Origin of the sequence: Deinococcus deserti VCD115 (genome assembly GCF_000020685.1) — a bacterium.
GTDB lineage: Bacteria > Deinococcota > Deinococci > Deinococcales > Deinococcaceae > Deinococcus > Deinococcus deserti.
Map to the genome: position 1 here is coordinate 685,548 of NC_012526.1, position 16,953 is coordinate 702,500.

The window sequence follows — 16,953 nt, forward strand, 5'->3', positions numbered from 1 at the left end:
ATCAGGATAGTGCTTCCTGTCTGAAATCGTGGCTACATGAATAGCTGTTTATTGCATGCTTGTGCGCTATGAACGAAGTGGCGGCGTACCACGAGCGCGTGCGAGCGGCTCGGGCAGGCAAGTGGACTGTGTGGTCATGACTTAGCACTGAGAAGCTCTGGACTCGGCCCCTTCATTCCTGACTACACGACAGCACAACACCTGGGGGAAGCCGGGTGCTGTGCTGGCTCATCGACCTCCTGGCGTGACGCTTGCCACTCCGTTGGTCAGGGGAAAGTTCAGGGTCGAACGAGAAAAAACCCCACTCCAGGTGGGGTCTTACTACAGTTCACATAGCAGCTTCGCGAAGCACCGGAGAAGACTGAACCTGTGGGTACGAGGAAATATACGAGATGGAACGCCAGGGAATTTCTACATCAACCCCGTCAACATTCGCGGTGAAGGGAAGAGTCGGCAGCTGGGCCTGATTGATGGTTTTGCTGAGCCGGTTTTTCTGCGAGGGAGTCATGTTCAAGGCGATGATGTCGCCGCCGGCTAAGTGCATTTTCACAGTCAGCATAGTCGTGCGGGGAATTTACCCCATTATTCTTTGTCTTATCTTAATGATTGGAATGGTGGGGGCTGATGTTCCCCACGGCCCGGCCATCTGCCTCATATGAGGGTCCTGTGCCAAGCTTGAGACGAACTGCGAAAAGGCGGCAGAGAGCGTATGCAGAGGGAGGGGCAGGAAAGCGCCCAAGGCACTTTCGGGGCAACTGCATTGGCAGAACGGCTCCTCAGAAGCCATCAGATGTGCTGTGTTGCCCTGATGACGCCGTCATCCTGAGTAACGTTCTCGCTGTACTTCCTGGCATCCTCCTGAAGCTCGTGTACGGCATATTGTTGTGCTTCTCCACGTTCACGTCAGGTCTGGTCGAAGCGGACAGATGACAGCCACCCTTGGTGTTGATGTAAACAAATGTGCTGGCGCCCAGGTTTTCGCATTTCTTGGCCCCTGAGTTCTGACCTGAAGGCACCTTCTGTTGGCCAAATTGGGCAGGCGACCTGAGCTGGGCTGGAGCGCTCCTGAAGGCGAATGGACGACGCAGCTAAAGAGCGCTGCAAACGACGTATGTCCGTGCTGCTATGAACGGGACAGCTTTGCACCGGGTGTAAAGGCAGCAGAACAGGAACGGCAATCCCAGGTTTTTAGCAGTTCATCCCGTATGCTGGGCCATAGATGAGTGCCGTGATTCACCTCCAAGCGCTGGGCCTCACCGAGTATGAGGCCCGTGCCTACACCGCCTTGCTGGCCCTGGGACGTGCGGTGCCGGCCCGCGTGGCTCGCCAGGCCGGCATTCCCCGCCCGAAGATCTACGAGACGCTCGAGCGTCTGGAAGGCCGCGGCCTGGCAGCCAAGGTGGGCCAGAACCCCCTGGAGTACGCTCCCCTGAGTGCCCGCGAGTACCTCGCCCGTGCCCGGCGTTCCTTCGACGACCGCTTGGGCGCCCTGGACCGTGACCTGTCACGGCTGGCGCCCGATCCGGCGCCTGAAGCGGTGTACCACCTGTACGGGGAGGCCGCTATCCGCAGCCTGTGCGAGGACCTGACGCTCAATGCACGGCAGCATATTTACATGGCTGGAGAACCGGCCCTGGCCGACATGCTCGAGCGCCTGACACCCAGAGGCGTCACGCTTCACCGGACCCACCTGACCAATCTGCCTGCCATCGCAGCACATGGACAGCGGGCCTTTCTGCTGGCCCGTGACGGCGAGGCCGCACTAATTGCCCACTTTATCGAGGAGGGCGGTGCTGGCGAGGCGCATGGGGTTCACACCCATAATCCCGTGATTATTCATCTGATTGAGGGTTATGTGGACCTGGCCTCTCAGCACCTGGCCGTCCCCCGTTGACAACACTGAAAGTCGCTGGTAACCTAGCTGAGCCTTGAAAGAGGCGCACCAGAAAAAGGGGCTGTGGCGCAGTTGGGAGCGCGTCTGAATGGCATTCAGAAGGTCAGGGGTTCGAATCCCCTCAGCTCCACCAAGTGAAGCCCCGGGTCAAACCGGGGCAACTTATATGGCGATGTAGCTCAGCTGGTTAGAGCGAACGACTCATAATCGTTAGGTCCGCGGTTCAAGTCCGCGCATCGCCACCAACCGAGGAACCCCGCTTCTTGCGGGGTTTTTTCGTGTAACGACAAAGCACAGAGGCCGCTGGTTCTATATCAGCGGCCTCATAACCTGCTCCTTCAGTACTGACGTCCAAAAATCACGCGCTTGCCGTATGCGCTGGGCTGACCACACTTCACGCACTGGCCCTCGCCCTGCTCATTGAAGAATTCGGCGTCGTCCAGAGGCACGTTACGGGTAGTCGCCTTGGTGTCGTCCTTGATGGCTTTCTCGCATTCCGGCTGGGCGCAGTGATAGGCGCGTACCCAGTTGCCCGCCTCAATGGCTTCCTGGAAGGCGTCGTATGTATCGGCCGGCAGGGTGTGTTCAAGCATGAAGCTGGTGGCGCGCTCCAGCAGCCAGTCATGGATGCCGTCCAGGCGCGCGGTCATACCAGAGACGGCTTCCGCGCGCTCCAGAGTTTCCTTCTCCTCGCTGTTGCGCCCCTTAACCACGACCACGCCCTGTTCCAGGTCGCGCGGCCCCAGTTCGATGCGCACGGGCACGCCCTTGAGTTCCCAGTCGTTGTACTTGAACCCGTTGGTCACACCGTCGCGCTTGTCCACCTTCACGCGCAGGCCCAGCGCACGCAGCTCCCCGGCCAGCTGCTCGGCTTCCTGGACCATGGCGTCAAAGTTGTCCTTGCGGCCCACGGGAATCACGACCACCTGAATGGGTGCGATGCGGGGGGGCATGATCAGGCCGAAATCGTCACCGTGCGTCATGATGATCGCCCCGATGATGCGGCTGGAAATGGCCCAGGAGGTGGTGTGCGCGTACTCTTCCTTCTGCTCGCGGGTCTGGAATTTTACGTCGAAGGCCCGGCTGAAGTTCTGGCCCAGGTAGTGTGAGGTTCCCGACTGCAGCGCCTTGCCGTCGCGCATCATGCCTTCGATGGAGTAGGTGGCGACCGCACCGGCAAAGCGCTCACTGGCCGTTTTCTCGCCGCGGACCACGGGCAGGGCCAGCACGTCACGGCAGAACTCGTGGTAGATGTCGAGCATCTGCCGGACTTCGCCGCGCGCTTCGGGCTCATCGGCGTGTGCGGTGTGGCCCTCGTGCCAGAAGAACTCGCTGGTGCGCAAAAATGCCTTGGTGCGCAGCTCGGCGCGGAACACACTGCCCCATTGGTAGTGCAAGAAGGGCAGGTCGCGGTAGCTGTTGAGCCAGCCGCTCCACATGTGCCCGATGATGGTCTCACTGGTGGGGCGCATCACGTAAGGCTCGGCCAGTTCCTCGGTGCCGATTTTGCTGACCGTGAAGAGTTCAGGTGCGAAGCCCTCGACGTGGTCTGCCTCTTTCATGATGAAGCCCATGGGGATCAGGGTGGGGAAGACCAGCGACTCGTGCCCGGTCGCTTTGAAGCGGTCGTCGAGCCAGCGCACGATGTTCTCCCATAGCGCCGAGCCGTACGGCCGCACGACCATGGCGCCCGCCACGGGGCTGTTGTCGGCCAGATCGGCCTTTTTCACGACTTCGTTGTACCAGTCGTTGAAATCCACGCTCTGGGGCGTCACGCCGTACTGGGCAGCCTTGCCCTGCGCCCCCTTGTTGTCCTTTTTCCCGCCGTCTTGAGTCATGCCCGGCAGGATAGCCCTGCCGTGACGCCCGGGGCTATGGGCCAAACCTGGCACCGGGTGCTAGGCCGGGTGGACGATAGCGGCTGTGGGGCGTGGTGGCTGCACAATGAACCCCATGTCTGTTCCTGCGCTGGCTCCGCTGGTGGCTGCCCGCCTGATGGAAGTGCCTGGTGTGCGGGGCGTAGCCTTGGGTGGTTCCCATGTCACTGGCACCGCTGTGACTGGCTCCGACATAGACCTGTGCCTGGCCTATGACGTCCGCCACCCCTTTGACCTGCACGCCTTGAACGCCCTGTGCCAGGAACTGGACGATACCGGCGAGGCCCAGGCGAGTGTTCCGGGTGGTTGGGGACCCTGGGTCAATGGGGGCGCCTGGCTAACCGTACAGGGGCAGCGGGTGGATGTGATCTACCGAGAGGTGGGCCGCGTGGCGCGCAGCGTGCAGGATGCCTGCGCCGGGCGCGTCGAACTGTATACCCAGATTGGTCACCCACACGGCATCCACGCGCATCATTACGCAGCCGAACTTGCCTCGTGCCAGCTGCTGCACGATCCATCAGGCGAACTTGCGCGGCTCCAGACTCAGGTGAGGGTCTATCCGGCGGCTCTGGCCTCTGCCCTGGAGGCGCATTACGGCTGGCAGCCCGGCTTCTGGCTGGACGCGGCTGACAAGGGCATGCGTCGCGGCGACCGGCATTACGCCCAGGGCTGTGTGTATCAGGCCTTGATGGCCATGGTGCAGGTCGTCTGTGCGCGCCACCGGGTCTGGCTGCTCAATGAAAAAGGTGCGCTGCTCCGGGCGGGGTCGCTTCCTGCTGCGCCTGACGACTTCACGCGCAGAGCCCTTGGGGCATTGACCACGGCAGATACAGCTGACCTGCGCGCCCTTGCTGCAGAGATGGCTGAAGCCCGATAAAGCCGGAGAGCGAACAACTTTCTTATAATCACAAGGCTTGGCCTTGGAAACGGTTCCAGCTGATCAAACTGACTTATTCTAGAAGGCATGTTGCACACGGAACTGGCCTCGCGGTTGCGCACCGCCTTTGACGACGACCGTGACGCGGGTACCTTTCTGCTGCGTCTCGAACGCTATGGCGCCGATCTGGTCGAGAGCCTGGAGCAGGTCTACGGTGATCAGGCCCCCGCGCTGCTCGACGGGCTGATTGAAGTTATGTTGCATGCGTTTCATAACCGGCCAGCGGACCTGCGCCGCCTTGACGAGGCTCGGCTGCTGCGTCCGGACTGGCTGCAGAGCCCGGACATGATCGGCTATGTGGCCTACACGGACCGTTTCGCCGGAGACCTGCAGGGGGTACGCGGCAAGCTCGACTATCTGCGTGGCCTGAGTGTGAAGTATCTGCACCTGATGCCGCTGCTCAAGCCCCGTGACGGCGAGAATGACGGAGGCTATGCCGTGCAGGACTACCGCTCGGTGCGGTCTGACCTGGGCAGCATGGACGACCTCTCGGCGCTGGCCCGCGACCTGCGGGGCCAGGGAATCAGCCTGGTGCTGGACCTGGTGCTCAACCATGTGGCCCGTGAACACGAATGGGCCGAGAAAGCGCGTGCCGGTGATCCCCACTACAAGGCGTACTTCCATATCTACCCTGACCGCACCCAACCTGACGCTTTTGAGGCCACGCTGCCGGAAGTCTTTCCGGACTTCGCCCCCGGAAACTTCACCTGGGACGAGGCGGCCGGCGGCTGGGTGTGGACCACCTTCAACACCTATCAGTGGGACGTGAACTGGTCAAACCCGGACGTGTTCCGTGAGTTCCTGGACATCATCCTGTACCTGGCCAACCGGGGTGTAGAAGTGTTCCGCCTCGACGCCATCGCCTTTATCTGGAAGCGGCTGGGGACCGACAGTCAGAACCAGCCGGAAGTGCACTGGCTGACCCGCGCCCTGCGCGCTGCTACCCGCATCGTGGCGCCCGCCGTGGCTTTCAAGGCCGAGGCCATCGTGGCTCCCGCGCAGCTGATTCATTACCTGGGCAGCCGGGCGCACCACGGCAAGGTCAGCGACATGGCCTACCACAACAGCCTGATGGTGCAGCTGTGGAGCAGCCTCGCCTCACGCGATACCACGCTGTTCCGGGAGGCCCTGCAGGCCTTTCCTCCCAAACCCGCCACTGCCACTTGGGGCCTATACGCCCGGTGCCACGACGACATTGGCTGGGCCATCAGCGATGAGGACGCCACCCGCGCCGGCCTGGACGGAGACGCGCACCGCCGCTTTCTGAGCGACTTTTACAGCGGCACCTTCCCGGGCACTTTTGCGCGCGGCATGGTGTTTCAGTACAACCCGGCCACCGGCGACCGGCGCATCAGTGGCATGGCGGCCAGTCTCGCCGGACTGGAAGCGGCGCTGGAGACCGGGGACGAGGTCGGTATCAGCACTTCCATTGCCCGCCTGCGGATGCTGCACGCCGTGGTGCTGGGCTTTGGAGGCGTACCGCTGGTGTACATGGGGGACGAACTGGCCATGCTCAACGACTACAGTTTCGAGTGGGTGCCCGAGCATGCCGCCGACAACCGCTGGGTGCACCGCCCGCTGATGGACTGGGCCCTGGCCGAGCAGGCCCGGGACGACGTCAACAGCCCGGCCGGGCGCATGTATGCCTGGCTGCAGAAGCTGGTGCAGGCGCGTGCTGCAACGCCCCATCTGCATGCCAGCGTGGAAAGCCGGGCCGTTCACAGCCCAGACAACCGCGTGCTGCTGCTGCGCCGCGACCACCCCATGGGAGTCATGCTGGGGGTCTACAACTTCAGCCATGAGGACGTGAGCTTCCCCACCTGGGCTCTGCGGGAGCACCTGGGTGAGCAGGCCGAGGACCGCCTGAGTGGCGGGCGCCTGACGTTCGCGCGCCCCACACTGCGCTTGGAGCCCTACCGGGCGATGTGGCTCACCGAACTCTGAGGTATCAGCGCTGAGGGCCGGGTGGAGCAGCCGAGCCTCCTGGCCTTGACCTGGAGCCCTCTACACGCGTACAATTCCTGCTTGGTCAAGTGGGGCAGGGCGACCAACAGCCTCCCGGAGGCGGCCCGCACCCCAGACAGAAGCCGCCACAGGCGTGTGACTGGACTACGAAGGAGGGCTCCATGCCCAAGATGAAGACTCTGAAAAGCGCCTCGCGCCGGATCAAGATCACCGGCACAGGCAAGGTTATGGCGTTCAAGAGTGGTAAACGCCACCAGAACACCGGCAAGAGCGGCGACGAGATCCGTGGCAAGGGCAAGGGCTTCGTGCTCGCCAAGAGCGAATGGGCTCGCATGAAACTCATGCTGCCGAAGGGGAAGTGAGATAGATGCCACGCGTTAAGACCGGCACCGTCCGTCGTCGTCGTCACAAGAAGGTCCTGAAGCGCGCCAAGGGCTTCGAGGGCAGCCGCAGCAAGCAGTACCGCAACGCCTTCCAGACGCTGCTGAACGCTGCAACCTACGAGTACCGCGATCGCCGCAACAAGAAGCGTGACTTCCGTCGCCTGTGGGTTCAGCGTATCAACGCTGGCGCTCGCCTTCACGGCATGAACTACAGCACCTTTATCGGTGGCCTGAAGCGTGCTGGTGTGGACCTCAACCGTAAGGTGCTGGCCGACATCGCCGCGCGCGAGCCCGAGGCTTTCAAGGCCCTGGTAGACGCTGCCAAGAACGGCAAGTAAGCCCGGACTACAAGTTTTTCAGGCCGTCCCACTCGTGGGACGGCTTTTTTCAGTCCTGTGCGCTGCTGTTTATGTTACTCGCATACAGCAAAAAACCAGGACGCCCGGCGCCCTGGTCTTCACGCAGCCTCAGGGCTCGAAGGTGTCCTGGAAGGCATACCGGTCCCCGCGCACCCAGTAGTTGACATAACTGGCGCGCTTCTGGCCGCTGAAGGTGGTGCGGCGCAGCAGGAACGCGGCGGTGCCCAGAGGAACGCGGAGCAGATCAGCCTCCTCCTGGCGCAGGTTCACGGCTTCCAGATTCTGTTCCACGCGGGCCAGCGGAACGCCCAGACTGACCATGGTTTCATGGATGCTCTCGGTGCTGAGATTATGGTCCAGCAGGGTAGGCACCAGCGCCGCATTGATATAGCGCTTTTCGATGACCAGCGCCTCGTCTCCAGCCATGCGCAGGCGGTGAATGAAAATTACCGGATCGCCAGGCTGAATCTGCAGCACGATGGCAATTTCCGGTGTGGCTTCAATCTCCATGGCGCGCAGCACGGTCGTGCGGTGCTCAGGGTGACGGGCCCATTCCTTGAACGGACGCACCCGGAACATCCCCTGGCGGAAGCGTTTGCCGGTTGGAAACGTGCCTGCGCCCTGCACGCGGTAGACATAGCCTTCGCGTTCCAGCTCGTCAATGGCACGCCGGGCTGTCATGCGTGAAACTTCAAACTCCCGGGCAAGCTGAGGTTCGCTGGGCAGCGGTAACCCTTCGGTGTAATGCCCGCCAAGCAGGCGGTCTTTCAAGGTGGTCTTGATGAGCGGGTACTTCGCCATGCATCCCTCCAAACGGTCCCGCTGGCGGGCGGGAGCCGCTGTAGGCTCATCTTAGGGTTTTGTGTACGCTGCACACAAGCTGACGAACGCTGTCTCCGGGTGCGAGACAACGGGAACGCCACGAAAAGGCCCTGAATTTGGTGAAAAAAGTTTAACCGTCCTGTCCACACAGGGGTAATGGAAATCTAGATAGCGCAGTGCTGCGGGGTAGTCAGCCACCGATGTACGACATTTCCACCTTGCTTTGGCGGGTTTGTTCCCCCCGCTCCTCGCTGTAGCGGTCGCTCCGGCCAGACCATACTCCTGTGAGGAGGCCCATCAATTGCTCGTCGGTAGCGCCGGCGCGCAGGGGCGCACGCAGATCAGTACCTGCGGAGGCAAACAGGCAGGTGTACAGCGCCCCAACTGCCGAGAGCCGTGCCCGGGAGCAGTCGCCACAGAAGGGAGCTGTCACAGAAGAAATCAGCCCCACCTCGTGGCCCTGTGCGTCGCGGTGACGGGCGGCCACCTCACCGCGGTAGTCCGGGCTCAGAGAATCGAAGACCGACGTCTCACTCCCTTCGCTGAGACGAGCGAGGACCTCACTGGACGGCACCACACTGTCCATGTTCCAGCCGTTGTGGTTGCCCACATCCATAAATTCAATGAACCGCACCGGCGCCTGGGCGCGCAGGGCCAGCCACAATTCACGCAGGCCCTGATCGTTGACGCCACGCTGCACTACCGTATTGATCTTCACGCCCAGCCCTGCCTGCAGCGCCGCTTCAATGCCGTCGAGTACCTGCTGTGGGTGAACGCCCAGGCCGTTCATCTGACCAAACACATCAGGATCCAGGCTATCGAGGCTGACGGTGACGCGGCGCAGTCCGGCAGACTTGAGCTCCCGGGCCAGGCGGGGAAGCAGCAGACCGTTGGTGGTCATGGCCAGATCCTCTACGCCCTCAAGTCTCGCGAGGCGAGCGATCAGGTCGCTCAGGTCGCGTCTTAGCGTCGGTTCTCCGCCTGTCAGGCGCAACTTACGTACACCTAGTATCAGAAAGAGCCGCGTGAGCCGCTCGATTTCCTCGAAGCTCAGTAACTCTGACCGGGGTACAAACGCGTAATCGGGACCAAACACCGAGGCTGGCATGCAGTACGTGCAGCGCAGATTGCAGCGGTCCGTCACGCTGATGCGCAGGTCACGTAGGGGTCGTCCCAGTTGGTCCACCAGCATGGGCCGCAGCATACGCTCTTCGCCAGGAACACACCGTGACACGTGGGTGGTCGCCTTCAGCTATCTAGGCGTCTCTGCGTCCGGAACGCAAATGTTGAACCGGGTTTATTGATTTTGTGTGGAACCGCTTCTACTCTGCACCTAGCCCAATTCTCAGTCCGCTCTGCTCACTCGTCCTGACAGATTCCCGTCTGTCCCCGCGCCCTCATTCAGTTGCCCCGTCCTGGAGGTTTGTATGACCATGTCCCGAGCGCCCGCAAGTTCCCCGCCCCATGTCCGCAACGCCGCGTATAAGCAGCTCGTAGCGCAACGGACCCGCTTTACCATCACCATGACGCTGACCTTCCTGGTGCTGTATTTTCTGCTGCCCGTGCTGGCCGGCTACAACAAGCCTCTGATGGCTCAGAAAGTGTTTGGCAACGTGACATTCGGTTACGTTCTGGCGTTCCTGGAATTCGTGATGGGCTGGGTTATGGCCTATATCTACGTGGTCAAGGCGCGCACCTTTGACCGCCTTGCCCTGGAGGCACAGCAATGACCCTTCTCCTCGCGGCCATCATCGTGGCCATTACCCTGGGCGTCACCTTCTGGGCCAGCGGGCGCAACACCAGCGCCTCTGATTTCTACGTGGCCGGTGGCCGCATCAGCGCCACCCAGAACGGGATCGCCATTGCCGGGGATTACATGAGCGCCGCCAGCTTCCTGGGCATTACTGGCCTGATTGCCCTCAACGGCTATGACGGCTTCATGTACTCGGTGGGCTGGTTTATCGCGTACCTCACTGTGCTGTTCATCGTGGCCGAGCCGCTGCGCAACCTGGGCAAGTACACCCTGGCTGACATGCTGGTCTACCGCCTCAAGGACCCCAAGGTCCGCTTCTATGCCGCGCTCTCGACCATTACGGTCAGCACCTTTTACATGATCGCGCAGGTCGTGGGCGCAGGCAGCCTGATCAGCTTGCTGTCTGGTGGTGTCCTGAAGGCAGAGGTTGCCATTCCGCTGGTCGGTATCCTAATGATCATCTACGTCGTGGTCGGCGGCATGCTGGCCACCACCTGGGTACAGATCATCAAGGCCATCCTGCTGATGTTCGCCACCATCGTGATGACCTTGTTCATCCTGGCGCGTTTCGGGTTTTCGTTCAGCGAGCTGCTGGGCCAGGTCGAGGCCCGCAACGGCGTGGAATATCTCGGTGCCGGCGTGAAGTACAAAAACCCGCTGGATCTGATCAGCCTGTGCCTGGCGCTGGTGCTGGGTACCGCCGGTCTGCCGCACATTCTGGTGCGCTTCTTCACCGTGCCTACCGCTCAGGACGCACGCAAGAGCGTTGTGTGGGCCATGATTCTGATCGGCGCGTTCTACGTGATGACCGCCTTCATGGGCAACGCTGCCAACGTGCTGGTGGGCAAGGACCGCATCATCGAGGCCAACGCCGCAGGCAACATGGCCGCGCCTATGCTCGCGCAGTATCTGTTCGGCGGACCTGGCACGACTGGCGGGGAGTTCGGACTGGCCTTCGTGACGGCTGTGGCGTTCGCAACCATTCTGGCAGTGGTGGCCGGTCTGACCATTGCCGCGAGCACCAGCTTCACGCACGACATTTACAACGGCGTGATGCGCGGCGGACAGGCCACTGAGGCCCAGCAGTTCCGGGTGGCACGTATGGCTACCGTGGCAGTGGGTATCGTGGCGATTCTGCTGGGCCTGCTGGCCAAAAACCAGAACGTGGCCTTCCTGGTGGCCCTGGCATTCGCGATTGCCGCCAGTGCCAACCTGCCGGTCATCCTGTTCACGCTGTTCTGGCGCCGCTTTAATGCCAACGGCGCGGTGTGGGGCATTGTGGGTGGTCTGGCAGTTACGCTGGCACTCATTGCCATCAGCCCCAACATCATGGGCGTTGACCCGCCTGAGAAGACCACGGGCCGCCACGTGATTCAGGCCCCGGCAATCTTCCCGCTGGAAAATCCCGGCATCATCAGTATTCCTGCCGGATTTGCGCTGGCTGTGCTGGGCACCCTGCTGGGCCGCCGCCGCGAGGAAGACGAACGTTCCTTCGAGGAAATGCAGTACCGCGCCTACACCGGCGCAGGCATGGATGGTACCGTCGCCGCACACGACTGAGTCGTCTCTAGCATCTGGCCCCCGGCAATCTGCCGGGGGTTTTTTCTGCCAGCATGCCTCATGGGCCGCCTGCAACGATTTCTCCGCTATGAATTTGCCCCCTGGCCAGATCAGGAACTTCTGGCGGCTGCCGCATTCCACCGCCCGGTGATCGTTCGTGTGCAGCAGCACTTTCATTCGAGTGTCGCTCTGGAAGTAGATCTGCGGGATGCTGACGCCGGAGAACTGACGCAGACCCTGCGGCTGAGCTGGCAGGCCTTCGAGACGGAAATCTACGCGCTCGAAAGTTACAACGAGTTCTACTCCGGTCCCTATGCTCAGACTTACAGCTGGAAACCGGACAATCCCCGGCGTTTCCTGCACGAAATCGTCAATGAATCGGACCCCTGGATTGAGGAACTTCTGGCCGACAACTCGCATAACGGGGTCTTTCCTATGAGTGGCACGCCCGTCATGGCGCGGCAGGAGACGCTCGCCAGGAATTCGTCCTGGCCACCTCCCACAGGACGTTTCTTCAGGCGGGACGCCCCTCTGGGCAGCGACGGACGACATGTTGTAGGTACGGCACGACAGGCACAACACGAAGTGAAACGGTTTAATGGGCACCTTGAGCAGATGTGGCTGAATATGGTTAACCGCCCCCGGTACCGGCACCTGTTTATCGCCTCGGACACGCATATGCTGGAAGTCCTGTGCGGTGACCTGCCCACCTGGACCTGGATCAGTGCCTGATCAGCTGAACAGGCCAAATGGCCGCCTGTGCCCACTGAGCCGGATCAGATCCTGCAGGGTGTCTGCCCGCCCCTGCGTTTCGAGCTCATGCGCCAGCACCAGGAACACCTGAGCTGTGATCAGGGCGTCGGCCAGAGCGTCATGTTCGCCGTAGACCTCCACGCCAAAACGGCGGGCCAGCGCTGAAAGGGTGTAGGCGTCACGCCGGGCAGTGGCAGTGCTTTGCCGGTCCAGGGCCAGGGCCAGCATCAGGGTGTCCAGGGTGGCCGCTGGGCGCAGGCCCCAGCGCTTCAGGAATCCGAGCTCCAGGGCTGCGTAATGGGCCACCAGGACCCGGCCCTGTAGCCGTGCTCCCAGTTCCAGCCTGACTGTGGAGATGGCGGGCGCCTCCTGCAGCAGTTCATAACTCAGGCCGTGAATGGCCACAGTGTCTGCCCGAAAGGGCCGGGTAGGCCGCACCCACTGCGCCCACGCGCCGCCCAGGTCCACCGCTCCGGCGTCCAGCGGTGCCAGTCCAACCTGGATGACCTCGTCGTGCGCTGGATTCATGCCGGTGCTCTCGAAATCAAGAGCCACCAGTGAAGCTTCGAGCCAGGACCGCCCGGGTGCCACCATGTCAGGGGCCGCCGACCTGTGCAGCCAGCGTGGCGTGCACCCGGGCAATCAACTTGAAAACCTCACGCAGATGGACCTCCTGCGGGCCACTCAGGCTGTGCAGCGGCAGTCGCTGGCTGAGGGCCTGCCCGGCGCTGAGCTGCGCCACCTGCAGTTCCAGGCGCAGGTCCATGAGGTAACTGTAGGCTGCGCGCAGGTCAGCGCAGGTGTCGGGATGGAGCAGGCGGTCCTGACCGGGCTCACGGAGCCGCACAAAGGTGCTGGCTCCCGCTTCGCCGGTAGACAGAGCCTGCAGGCGGGCCAGATCGACAATCAGGGCCAGCCCCTGGGTCTTGAGGTCCAGCGTGTCGCCAGGCCCGGCACGAATACGCTGGCGGAAGCCCAGCGGCGGACGGTGACTGGCGGCCAGGCGGGTGAGGTGCGCCAGAAAGAGCGGATGCTGCCGGGCACTCAGACGGACGTTGCGCGCTTCGCGGACATCCAGATCTCCGGCCACCACGCGTGGGTCGAAGAAGATGGTGACGTTCAGCAGGGCCTGGGGCTCGGGAGTGCGGAACCACTGGCGCATCTGCGCGGCGTAAGCCTCGCGGGTCAGCAGGTGCCGGCTGGCCATTACGCCCCCGCTGCACCCTGGCAGCCCGGCGCGTTCCAGCAGTGTCTCGACCCGCTGTGCCAGCGCCTCGAAGTAGGGGCGGTGCGTCTCGCGCTCGATGAGCAGCTGGTGGTCCTGGTCCGGGTTCAGGCCACTTTCGCGCCGGGCGATGGAGCCCAGCAGCACCCAGGCGTAGGGTCCTGGCGGCGGACCCAGCGCTCCTTCGGCCAGCGCGATGGCACGGCGGTACAGCGCGTCGTAGGCGTAGCTGCTGATGCGGGCAATCTGTTCGGCCCGCTGACCACTGATGCGCATCTGTGCGGCGTGCTCCTGGATGCCGTGGGCACGTGCGACCAGTGCGTCTTCATCGGGGGCGTCGAGCAGGTCCTGCACCAGAAACCCCACTCCGCGCGTCTGAAGCCGCAGCAGCTGCGCGGTACCGACCATGCCGACCAGCTGCGGGCCACGCATCAGAGGCAGGTGCCGGATGTTGTGACGGAACATCAGATTCAGCGCTGAAAGGGCCGTGACGTTGTCAGGCGCGGTCAGGGCCGGGGCACTCATGACCTCGCGCACGGGTGTGGTTGGAGGCAGGCCGTCGGCCAGCACCCGGTTGCGCAGGTCCTTGTCGGTCAGGATGCCAAAAAAGCCTTCCAGAGGCACCATCACGCTGCTGACGCGCTCGTCGCGCATGCGGGCGGCCGCCTGCTGGACCGTGGCGTCCGGAGCCACCAGCTGGGGCGGCACCATCAGGTCATGCACCACGAAACTTTCCAGGTCCAGACCAGCGTCGGCGGCGCGCAGCCGTGCCGAGAGCTCGGAAGTCAGGAACTCGTGCAGGGCCGGATGGCTCAGCCACCGCTCTGCCTGCTCCGGTGGCAGGACGTAAAGCCAGCTGTCGGTGGTCGCCTGGGCCGTGCCTGTGCGCACCCCGCCGCCCAGCGTATCTCCGGGCCCGTAGTGTTCGCCGCCCAGGTCCAGCTCTCCGCGCCGCACGATGAATACACCTCCGGTCACATCTGTGCTGGCACCGCGTGGCAGGAATCTGACCTGGAGACTGGCTACCAGTGCGTGCAGATCGGCCGCGTCCAGCGTGCCATAGGGTGGATATGCCCGTAAAAAGCGTTCGTGGTCGTGCAGCCCGACCTGACTGGCGTGTCCAAGCATGGGTGACCTCCGTGCGGGAAGGGGAGAACAATTGCCTCAGGGTAAGCCACACCGGCAAGAGGTGCCGACCTGTACAGGCAGCTCCGGTGTGGCAGCCGGAAAGCTGAGCAGAATTTTGTGCGTCTGCGATGTACTTTTGCTGGTTCTGCCCGCTGTGGACTTTGAACCGGGTTCAGTACCCCTCTGGTAACGACATCCGCGGAGCTTTGCCGGAGGCGTAAAATCTCAGCCATACCCCAGCGTGATCATCTCGCGTCCTGCGCCTGCCAGGTCCTACCTTGTTTTTCCGGAGGTCATCCTATGCCCCATACCAATTCCCACGATCACATCGACGCGATGCTGCACGAGACCCGCGTCATTGCCCCCAGCGAAGAATTCCAGGCGCGCGCGCGCGTTACTCGTGAGGAGTACGAGCGGCGTTACCGCCAGAGTCTGGAGCAGCCCGACCAGTTCTGGAGCGAGGTTGCCGGTGAACTGCACTGGACGAAGCCCTGGGAGCAGGTGCTCGACTGGCAGGAGCCGCATGCCCAGTGGTTCGTGGGGGGCCAGACCAACGTGGCCTACAACGCACTGGACCGCAACGTGCAGCGTGGGCTGGGCGACAAGCGCGCCATTGTCTGGGAAGGGGAGGACGGAGAGGTTCGCACCTACACCTATGCCGAACTGCTGCGCGAGGTCAAGAGGGCAGCCAACGTCCTGCTGGCCCTGGGCGTGCAGCCCGGTGACCGGGTCACCCTGTACATGCCCCTGATTCCCGAGGCGGCAGTCGCCATGCTGGCCTGCGCCCGGATCGGCGCGGTGCACAGCGTGGTGTTCGGTGGCTTCTCAGTCTCGGCGCTATCGGACCGCATCAACGATGCCCAGAGCAAGGTGCTGATTACGGCAGACGCAGGCTACCGCCGTGGACAGCCGGTTCCATTGAAGAAAAATGCCGATGTGGCTGCGCAGAACACCCCCACCCTGGAAAAAATGCTGGTGGTCCGCCGGGCTGGAGTCGAGGTTGCCTGGGAGCCAGAGCGCGACGTCTGGTGGCACGAGGCTATCGAGGCTGCCAGCGACGAGCACGAGGCTGCGCCCCTGGACAGCGAGCACCCGCTGTTTATCCTGTACACCTCAGGCAGCACCGGCAAACCCAAAGGCGTGCAGCACACGACCGGCGGCTACATGGTGGGCACCTACCTGACCACCCAGACGGTCTTTGACCTGCGTGACGACGACGTCTACTGGTGCACCGCCGACGTCGGCTGGATCACCGGGCACAGCTACAGCGTCTATGGGCCGCTGCTGAACGGCGCGACCGTGGTGATGTACGAGGGCGCACCCAACCAGCCGGACTGGGGCCGCTTCTGGAGCCTGATCGAAAAGCACCGGGTGACCATCCTGTACACCGCGCCCACCGCCATCCGGGCCTTTATGCAGCATGGCGATGAAATTCCGGGTCGCTACGACCTGAGCAGCCTGCGTCTGCTGGGCTCGGTGGGCGAACCGATCAACCCCGAGGCCTGGATGTGGTACTGGCGCGTGATCGGTGGCGAGCGCTGCCCGGTGGTGGATACCTGGTGGCAGACGGAGACCGGCTCAATCATGCTGACCACGCTGCCTGGGGCCTTCTCAAGCAAGCCCGGCAGTGCCGGTGTGCCGATGTACGGTGTCGAGCCTGCCCTGATGACGCGTGAAGGCGAGGAACTCGGCGCGGATGACGGTGGTCTGCTGGTGATCAAGCGCCCCTGGCCCAGCATGCTGCGCACCATCTATGGCGACGACGAGCGCTACCGCAAGAGCTACTGGGGCGAGATCAAGGGGGTCTACTTCGCTGGTGATGGTGCGCGCCGTGACGCAGATGGGTATTACACCATCGTCGGGCGTGTGGACGACGTGCTGAACGTCAGCGGCCACCGCCTGGGGACCATGGAGATCGAATCTGCCCTGGTGGCGCATCCGAGCGTTTCCGAGGCTGCTGTGGTCGGCAAGCCTGACCCCATTAAAGGGGAGAGCGTCGTGGCGTTCGTGCTGACCCAGGACGGGTATACCGTGGACCCCACCGAACTGCGCGCGCATGTCAGCCGGGAGATTGGCGCTCTGGCCCGTCCGGATTCCATTATCGTGTCTGACGCCCTGCCCAAGACGCGCTCCGGCAAGATCATGCGCCGCTTCCTGCGTCAGATCGCTGCCGGCAAGCCGATTGAGGGCGACACCAGCACCCTGGAAGACCCCAGCGTGCTCGAGCGCCTGGCGGCCACCCCCCCAGCCTGAGTCTCATAAAACAAGCGCCGCCTCTGCATCTTGCAAGGCAGCGC

General features: G+C 62.9%; 15 protein-coding genes and 2 tRNA genes. 11 read left to right on the forward strand and 6 right to left on the reverse strand.

Annotated features, from left to right (window positions below; all coding sequences use genetic code 11):
• Positions 1 to 328 precede the first annotated feature (328 nt).
• Positions 329 to 559, reverse strand: coding sequence for a hypothetical protein (locus DEIDE_RS03375; protein WP_041227028.1), 231 nt, complete (start codon positions 557 to 559; stop codon positions 329 to 331).
• Between the two features lie 660 nt (positions 560 to 1,219).
• On the opposite strand from DEIDE_RS03375, the gene DEIDE_RS03380 reads away from it, so the two are divergent.
• From DEIDE_RS03380 to DEIDE_RS03390, 3 genes are all read left to right on the forward strand, one after another.
• Positions 1,220 to 1,894 carry a TrmB family transcriptional regulator gene (locus DEIDE_RS03380; RefSeq protein ID WP_012692550.1) on the forward strand — a complete coding sequence of 225 codons (675 nt, stop codon included), beginning with the start codon at positions 1,220 to 1,222 and terminating at the stop codon, positions 1,892 to 1,894.
• A gap of 57 nt (positions 1,895 to 1,951) precedes the next feature.
• Positions 1,952 to 2,027: transfer RNA gene (locus tag DEIDE_RS03385), tRNA-Ala, on the forward strand.
• Positions 2,028 to 2,062: 35 nt separating this feature from the next.
• A tRNA-Met gene (locus tag DEIDE_RS03390) sits at positions 2,063 to 2,139 on the forward strand.
• A gap of 93 nt (positions 2,140 to 2,232) precedes the next feature.
• Here the strand turns inward: DEIDE_RS03390 and proS are convergent.
• Positions 2,233 to 3,732: a proline--tRNA ligase gene (gene proS / locus DEIDE_RS03395; protein ID WP_012692551.1), complete on the reverse strand. Its 1,500-nt coding sequence runs from the start codon at positions 3,730 to 3,732 to the stop codon at positions 2,233 to 2,235.
• 115 nt (positions 3,733 to 3,847) lie between these two features.
• On the opposite strand from proS, the gene DEIDE_RS03400 reads away from it, so the two are divergent.
• The 4 genes from DEIDE_RS03400 to rplT all read left to right on the forward strand — a co-directional run bounded on the left by DEIDE_RS03400 (position 3,848) and on the right by rplT (position 7,394).
• Complete coding sequence (locus DEIDE_RS03400) at positions 3,848 to 4,648, forward strand: nucleotidyltransferase domain-containing protein (RefSeq protein WP_012692552.1); 801 nt, start codon at positions 3,848 to 3,850, stop codon at positions 4,646 to 4,648.
• Positions 4,649 to 4,735: 87 nt separating this feature from the next.
• Positions 4,736 to 6,652 carry an alpha-amylase family protein gene (locus DEIDE_RS03405; protein WP_012692553.1) on the forward strand — a complete coding sequence of 639 codons (1,917 nt, stop codon included), beginning with the start codon at positions 4,736 to 4,738 and terminating at the stop codon, positions 6,650 to 6,652.
• 182 nt (positions 6,653 to 6,834) lie between these two features.
• The gene (gene rpmI, locus DEIDE_RS03410) at positions 6,835 to 7,035 is read left to right on the forward strand and encodes a 50S ribosomal protein L35 (protein WP_012692554.1); all 201 of its coding nucleotides are present in this window, start codon (positions 6,835 to 6,837) and stop codon (positions 7,033 to 7,035) included.
• Between the two features lie 5 nt (positions 7,036 to 7,040).
• A complete protein-coding gene (rplT, locus tag DEIDE_RS03415) occupies positions 7,041 to 7,394 on the forward strand; it encodes a 50S ribosomal protein L20 (RefSeq protein ID WP_012692555.1) in 354 nt (117 codons plus the stop codon).
• A 129-nt stretch (positions 7,395 to 7,523) separates the two neighbouring features.
• Here the strand turns inward: rplT and DEIDE_RS03420 are convergent, their stop codons facing one another.
• Positions 7,524 to 8,216, reverse strand: coding sequence for a GntR family transcriptional regulator (locus tag DEIDE_RS03420; protein WP_012692556.1), 693 nt, complete (start codon positions 8,214 to 8,216; stop codon positions 7,524 to 7,526).
• Between the two features lie 211 nt (positions 8,217 to 8,427).
• On the reverse strand, positions 8,428 to 9,429 hold the full coding sequence (gene moaA, locus DEIDE_RS03425; protein WP_083764270.1) for a GTP 3',8-cyclase MoaA: 1,002 nt from the start codon (positions 9,427 to 9,429) through the stop codon (positions 8,428 to 8,430).
• Between the two features lie 235 nt (positions 9,430 to 9,664).
• Between moaA and DEIDE_RS03430 the strand changes: the two genes are divergently transcribed.
• From DEIDE_RS03430 to DEIDE_RS03440, 3 genes are read left to right on the forward strand one after another with little or no spacing between them, the layout of a single operon-like run.
• Positions 9,665 to 9,967, forward strand: a complete 303-nt coding sequence (locus tag DEIDE_RS03430; protein WP_012692558.1) for a DUF485 domain-containing protein — start codon at positions 9,665 to 9,667, stop codon at positions 9,965 to 9,967.
• Positions 9,964 to 11,550 (forward strand): solute symporter family protein, encoded by a 1,587-nt coding sequence (locus tag DEIDE_RS03435; RefSeq protein ID WP_012692559.1) that lies wholly within the window; start codon positions 9,964 to 9,966, stop codon positions 11,548 to 11,550. Before DEIDE_RS03430 ends, DEIDE_RS03435 begins: the two co-directional genes overlap by 4 nt.
• Positions 11,551 to 11,610: 60 nt before the next feature.
• The gene (locus tag DEIDE_RS03440; protein ID WP_012692560.1) at positions 11,611 to 12,282 is read left to right on the forward strand and encodes a hypothetical protein; all 672 of its coding nucleotides are present in this window, start codon (positions 11,611 to 11,613) and stop codon (positions 12,280 to 12,282) included.
• Here DEIDE_RS03440 and DEIDE_RS17915 read toward each other — a convergent pair whose 3' ends face one another.
• Together DEIDE_RS17915 and DEIDE_RS17920 are read right to left on the reverse strand one after the other, a co-directional pair.
• Positions 12,283 to 12,897: a 3'-5' exonuclease gene (locus tag DEIDE_RS17915; RefSeq protein WP_012692561.1), complete on the reverse strand. Its 615-nt coding sequence runs from the start codon at positions 12,895 to 12,897 to the stop codon at positions 12,283 to 12,285.
• Position 12,898: 1 nt separating this feature from the next.
• Positions 12,899 to 14,656 carry a DUF294 nucleotidyltransferase-like domain-containing protein gene (locus DEIDE_RS17920; RefSeq protein WP_012692562.1) on the reverse strand — a complete coding sequence of 586 codons (1,758 nt, stop codon included), beginning with the start codon at positions 14,654 to 14,656 and terminating at the stop codon, positions 12,899 to 12,901.
• A gap of 300 nt (positions 14,657 to 14,956) precedes the next feature.
• Here DEIDE_RS17920 and acs point away from each other — a divergent pair, with 300 nt between their 5' ends.
• Positions 14,957 to 16,909 (forward strand): acetate--CoA ligase, encoded by a 1,953-nt coding sequence (acs, locus tag DEIDE_RS03455; RefSeq protein WP_012692563.1) that lies wholly within the window; start codon positions 14,957 to 14,959, stop codon positions 16,907 to 16,909.
• The last annotated feature ends 44 nt before the right edge of the window (positions 16,910 to 16,953 follow it).